Annotated in this window: 4 protein-coding genes and 2 pseudogenes; all 6 read left to right on the plus strand. The window is 66.5% G+C overall.

Annotation, left to right across the window (positions count from 1 at the left end):
- A pseudogene (locus BG35_RS0105655) lies at positions 1-528 on the plus strand (ferredoxin-NADP reductase); the annotation flags it as partial.
- 71 nt (positions 529-599) lie between these two features.
- A pseudogene (gene zwf / locus BG35_RS10540) lies at positions 600-2,122 on the plus strand (glucose-6-phosphate dehydrogenase).
- A 38-nt stretch (positions 2,123-2,160) separates the two neighbouring features.
- Entirely contained in the window at positions 2,161-3,465 is a 1,305-nt protein-coding gene (locus tag BG35_RS0105665) for a glucose-6-phosphate dehydrogenase assembly protein OpcA (RefSeq protein WP_025782059.1), read from the plus strand.
- A gap of 16 nt (positions 3,466-3,481) precedes the next feature.
- The gene (locus BG35_RS0105670; protein WP_025782060.1) at positions 3,482-4,930 is read left to right on the plus strand and encodes a cobyrinic acid a,c-diamide synthase CobB; all 1,449 of its coding nucleotides are present in this window, start codon (positions 3,482-3,484) and stop codon (positions 4,928-4,930) included.
- A gap of 9 nt (positions 4,931-4,939) precedes the next feature.
- Positions 4,940-5,257, plus strand: a complete 318-nt coding sequence (locus BG35_RS0105675) for a hypothetical protein (RefSeq protein WP_025782061.1) — start codon at positions 4,940-4,942, stop codon at positions 5,255-5,257.
- A 103-nt stretch (positions 5,258-5,360) separates the two neighbouring features.
- The coding region (locus BG35_RS0105680) for a hypothetical protein (protein WP_201768413.1) at positions 5,361-5,817 on the plus strand (457 nt) is incomplete at its 3' end.

The following is a 5,817-nucleotide window of genomic DNA, read 5'->3' on the forward strand; positions in this document are numbered from 1 at the left end:
CCGGTGAAGATCACCGGGCCGGTGGGCAAGGAAATGCTCCTGCCGGCGGATGAAGAGGCCAACGTGATCATGCTGGCCACCGGCACCGGCATTGCCCCCATGCGGGCCTATCTGCGCCGCATGTTTGATCCCGGTGAGCGGGCCAAAAATCCCGACTACGCCTTCCGCGGCAAGGCCTGGCTGTTCATGGGCGTTCCCACCACCCCCAACCTGCTCTATGAGGATGAGTTCCAGAGCTACCTGAACGCCTACCCGGAGAACTTCCGCTACACCAAGGCCATCAGCCGGGAGCAAAAGAACAGCGAGGGGGGCCGCATGTACATCCAGCATCGGGTGGCCGAATATGCCGACGAGATCTTCAACTTGATCAATCTGGACGCCACCCACCTGTACATGTGCGGTCTGCGGGGCATGGAGCCGGGCATTGACGAGGCCATGACCGCCGCCGCTTCCGCCCGCGGTCTGGATTGGAAAAACCTGCGTCCCCAGTTGAAAAAAGCCGGCCGTTGGCATGTGGAAACCTATTGAGGCATCCCCCATGCCCACCAAACGCCGCCGTTGTGGCTAAAGAAGGGCAGACAGACGGCTCCAACGCCTTTATGGCCGCCACCTTGACCAATCCCCTGCGCGTTGGCCTGCGCCAGGAGCGGGTGATTCCCCCCCAGTGCCTGATCATCTTCGGTGCGTCCGGCGACTTGACGCACCGCAAGTTGATCCCCGCCCTGTTCGAGTTGTTCCTGCAGCGGCGCCTGTCCAGTGAGTTTGCGGTGCTGGGTTGCGCCCGGCGCCCCTGGAGCGACCAGGTGTTCCGCCAGACCATGGCGGAGCGGCTCCAGCCCGCCATCGCCGCCCATCCCCAGGCGTGGGAGCAGTTCAGCCAGGGGCTCTTCTATGAACCCGTGGACCTGCAACAGCCGGAACACCTGGCGCGGTTGGCCCAGCGTTTGGAGCAGGTGGATCGCCAGCGGGCCACCCGGGGTGAGCGCACGTTCTATCTCTCCGTCTCGCCTGCCTATTACGGCTCCGGCGCCCGGGCCCTGGCGGGAGCGGGACTCTTGGCGGATCGGCAACGGAGCCGTCTGGTGATTGAAAAGCCCTTCGGCACGGACTACGCCAGCGCCCAGCAGCTTAACCGGGTGGTGAGAAGCTGCGGCCAGGAGAACCAGCTTTTCCGCATCGACCACTACCTGGGCAAGGAGACGGTCCAGAACATCATGGTGTTGCGCTTCGCCAACTCCATCTTCGAGCCCCTCTGGAACCGGAACCACATCAGCAGTGTGCAGATCACCGCTGCGGAAACCGTGGGCGTGGAACAGCGGGCCAGTTACTACGAACAGTCCGGCGCCCTGAAGGACATGGTGCAGAACCACCTGACCCAGATGCTGGCCCTCACCGCCATGGAGCCGCCGGGGCGCTTTGAACCCGAGTCCATCCGCAACGAGAAGGCCAAGGTGCTGCAGGCGGCCCAACTGGCCAGCCCGGATCAGCCCTGGAGCTGTTGCGTACGGGGACAATACGGCAGCGGCGGCACGGCGGAACATCCCATGGCCAGCTACCGCCATGAACCCGGCGTGGATCCCGACAGCACCACGGAAACCTACGTGGCCATCAAGCTGTTCGTTGACAACTGGCGTTGGCAGGGGGTGCCCTTCTACCTGCGCACCGGCAAGCATCTGGCCAAACGCCTCAGCGAGGTGGCCCTCACCTTCCGGGATGCCCCGGTGCGTCTTTTTGATGCCGCCGCGGGTGGGGTGAGCGCCAACCAGTTCGTGATTCGCATCCAGCCCAACGAGGCGCCACGTTTCGTTTCGAGGTGAAGGCCCCGGGCTCCGGGATGCGCAGCCGTCCCATCTCCATGAACTTCTCCTACGACGAGTCCTTCGGGGAACCCTCCGACGAGGGCTATGTGAGGCTCCTGGCGGACGCCATGCTGGGGGATCCCACCCTTTTCACCCGCAGTGACGAGGTGGAAGCCGCCTGGCGGCTCTACACCCCCATCCTGGAGGGGCTCAAACAGTCCCCGGATCGCTTCCCCGTCCACCCCTACGAGGCCGGCACCTGGGGACCGGCGGCATCGGACGAGTTGCTGGCCCGTGACGGTCTGCTCTGGCGCCGCCCCTGATTCCCACGCCTCTCCCCTCAGCCCCGCCCCGCTTTGCCATGGTTCCCCAGTTCACCCTGCAAGCCCCCCTCAAGCTGTCGCCCCATGCGGTGATCGACCACCTGAAGCAGCTTTGGGAGCATCCGGAAGAGGGCGCCAACAGCTCTGCCACCTTTACCCTGGTGGTGTGGGAACCGGCCTGGCTGGAGCAGCACCTGTCCCGCCTCGGCCTGCTGGAGGATGCGGTCATGGGGATGCAACGCCCTTGTCTGATGGATGCGGCCCGTCGCGCCATTGGCGCCTACGGTCTCCCCACCGCCACCGCGCCCCTCTCCAACACTCTGGCCCAGGCGCTGGCCGCCCAACCCGGGGAAAACGGAGCCTACGACGATCTGCGGGGCCAGGCCATTGAAAGCAGCATCAGCGAACTCCAGCCCCACCGCATGATCACCCTGGCCCCCACCCTTGACGGGGAGCAGGCCCTGGATGCCCTGGTGGCCGCCTATTGCTCTCTGCCGGAGGAGAACAGTGGGGGCGGCAGTGTGTGCGGGGACGTGCTGGTGCTCCGTGGCGGGGTGGCGTCCATTGCCGCGGAACTGGACCTGCTGCCCCGATTGATCCCCCCTCAGTTGCCCTGCTGGGTGCTCTGGGAAGGGGCCCTCGGGGAGCACATGGACATCTTTGAACGGCTGGCGCCGGCGCCGCGACGGCTGATCGTGGATACCGCCCTGGGGGAAACCGGGCCCTCCCTCAGGATTCTGGCCCAGCGCATTGCCGCCGGTCAGGCGGTCTCCGATCTGAACTGGTACCGCCTCGGGGGTTGGCGGGAATCCCTGGCCATGGCCTTTGACGCCCAGGACCGCCGCACCGCCCTCAGCCATGTGGCGCAGGTGGATATCGACGTGGAGGGGGACCAGTTGTGCCAAGGGCTGCTGCTGGCCGCCTGGATCGCCGGTCGTCTTCAGTGGTCGCTGCAAACAGGCCGCCAGCAGCAACGGGACAGCAGCGTCTATCGCTTCCGGCGCCCGGACGGGGTCATGGCGGATCTGCGCCTGGTGTCGGTTCCCGTGGGCTTCCCCAAACCCCATGCCGGCTCCGTTCTGGGCCTGCGCCTGTTGTGTCAACCCCCCGACAGTCGGGAACTCTGCGTGGTGCTCTGCGGAGAAGCCAGCGGCTGCATGCGGCTGGAGGGGGGGGACATTTCGTCCCGGGACCTGGTGGAAGAAATCGTCCCGCTGATCGAGGGGTCGCTGGAGGTGCAGGAAACCCGTGTCCTCACCGGCGGCCACGACACCACCAATCCCCTGCTGGCCACCACGGCTCAACTGGCGGACCGGATGCTGGCGGCGGCCAGCCAGGCCTGATCACTGCGCTCACTCCTTGGGCCTCATCATCGCCGCACCCCGGAGCGGCTCCGGCAAAACCCTCCTGAGTCTCTGCTTGACGGCGGCTCTGCGCCAGCGGGGCCTCACAGTGCAAACCTTCAAAACGGGGCCGGACTACCTGGATTCCCAACTGCTGGGGGCCCTCAGCGGCCGCCCCTGCCGCAACCTGGATCCCCTCCTCTGTGGGGAACCATGGCTGCGGGCGGCGTTCCGCCACTGGGGGGGCGCCGCGGACGCCTGCCTGGTGGAGGGGGTCATGGGCCTGTATGACGGCCTCGGCCCCAGTCAGGAGGCCAGCACCGCCCACGTAGCCCGCCTGCTCAATCTCCCCCTGCTGTTTGTTGTGGATGCCGCCCGTCAGGGAGCCTCCATCCGCGCCCTGGTGGCGGGCTTCCGGGATCAGGCCCCCGAGTTGCCGTGGTGCGGAGTGGTGCTCAACGGCGTGGGCAGCCAACGGCACCGGCAATTGCTGACCGCGGCCCTGGAGTCGACGGGTCTGCCGGTGCTGGGTGTGCTGCCCCGCACCGGGGCCATGGCGCTACCCTCGCGCCACCTGGGGCTCCTGCCGCCAGCGGAAATCCACCACTTCCAGGCCCGCTGCCAGCAGTTGGCGGTCATGGCGCTGCGCCAGCTTGACGTGGACCGTCTTCTGCCCCACCTGCAAGCCAGCAGCGGCGGCCCCGGACCATCCCCCTTCCTGGCCGTCAGCCCCACGGATGCCCCGCCGCCGGCTGGAGCCCCCGGTCCCCTGCTGGCCATTGCCCAGGATCAGGCCTTCTGCTTCCTCTACCCCGAGCAGCGGGAGTGGCTGGAGTACTACGGGGCGCGAACCCGGGGCTGGTCGCCGCTGGCGGATCAACCCCTGCCCCAGGGGACGGCAGGGTTGGTGTTGCCGGGGGGCTATCCCGAACTCCACGGCGCCACCCTGGCCCAGGCCACCCGCAGCCTGGGGGCATTGCGGGCGGCCCATGGCCGTGGCCTGCCCATCTATGCCGAGTGCGGCGGGATGTTGCTGTTACTGCACACCCTCCATGATCCGGACAACAGGCCCTGGCCCATGGCGGGCATTCTCCCCGGCGCCGCATGCCGTGGCGCCTTCCAGTTGGGTTACCGCAGGGCAGTGGCCTGGGGCGCCAGTCCCGTGGTGCATCCCCATGAGCAGATGGTGGGGCATGAGTTCCACCACTGGCAGGTGGCGCCGGCGCCGGCAGGCGCCCCCCAGGATCCGGGCGTCAAACCCGCCCCGCCTCTGCACCCCCTCTGGCAACTGAGCGGATGGGGTGTCCCCACCCGCAGGGAGGGCCTGGCCCACGGCAGGCTCCATGCAAGCTGGCTGCATCTCCACTGGAGCGGCTGTCCCCAGGCGCCCCGAAGGCTGGCGGCTGCGGCCCGCCGTGTTCAGGCGTCCTGTGGCCGCAGGCGCCGCAACAGCCCCAGGGCATAACGGCCCCATGTGCGGCTGCAGTGGCTGGAACCCGTTGTGGTGGTGATCTTCGTTATGGCTCTGGTGACGGCACTGGTTACGGCCTTGATCATGGTCCTCATGGGTGAACTCAATTCCATCGAGGCGGAGATCCAGGCCAGCGAGGCCAGGACCCGTGAAGAAATTCGGGCCAGCGAGGCCAGGCAGGACAAGCGCTCTGACGAGCTTAAAGCCGAGATCAAAGCCATCAACGACCTGCTGCTGGACACCCTGCTGGCGGACCAAGCCCGAGATGCTCAGCGGGCATCCATCGCTGACCCCACTCCCGCGCAAGAGGAAGCTGGCTAACCCCGGTTCCAGATAAAGCCAGCACGGGGAACTGTCACTCCCACGTACGCCACCCCACTAAACTATGGGAACGATTGGGCATGACAGCCCCGCGTATTGAGCAATGACCTCCAGCCCACCAACCCCCAAGCTCTCCCCCACAACGGAGCAGCGGCCACCGACCCAGGGGATGCCAACTTCGACCGTGGCGCCCCCGTCCCTGTCATGGCGGCAGCGGTGGCTGGAACCCATTGTGGTAGTGACTGTGGTCACGGCTGTGGTGGCGGCGCTGGTTACGGCCTTGACCATGGTCCTTATGGGTGAACTCAATTCCATCAAGGTTGAAATCCATGCGGTCCGAGGGGAGATTCGGGCCAGCGAGATCAGGACCCATGAAGAAATTCGGGCCAGTGAGGACAGGACCCATGAAGAGATCCAGGCCAGCGACGCCAGGACCCATGAAGAAATCCAGGTGGTCCGAGGGGAGATTCGGGCCAGCGAGATCAGGACCCATGAAGAAATTCGGGCCAGTGAGGACAGGACCCATGAAGAGATCCAGGAGGTCCGAGGGGAGATCCAGG

The sequence above is a fragment of the Candidatus Synechococcus spongiarum SH4 genome, from assembly GCF_000586015.1.
GTDB classification, from domain to species: domain Bacteria; phylum Cyanobacteriota; class Cyanobacteriia; order PCC-6307; family Cyanobiaceae; genus Synechococcus_B; species Synechococcus_B spongiarum_F.

Coding starts and splice junctions, on each gene's coding strand:
- BG35_RS0105665 (WP_025782059.1), top strand. CDS start 2,161: ATGGTTCCCCAGTTCACCCTGCAAGCCCCCCTCAAGCTGTCGCCCCAT.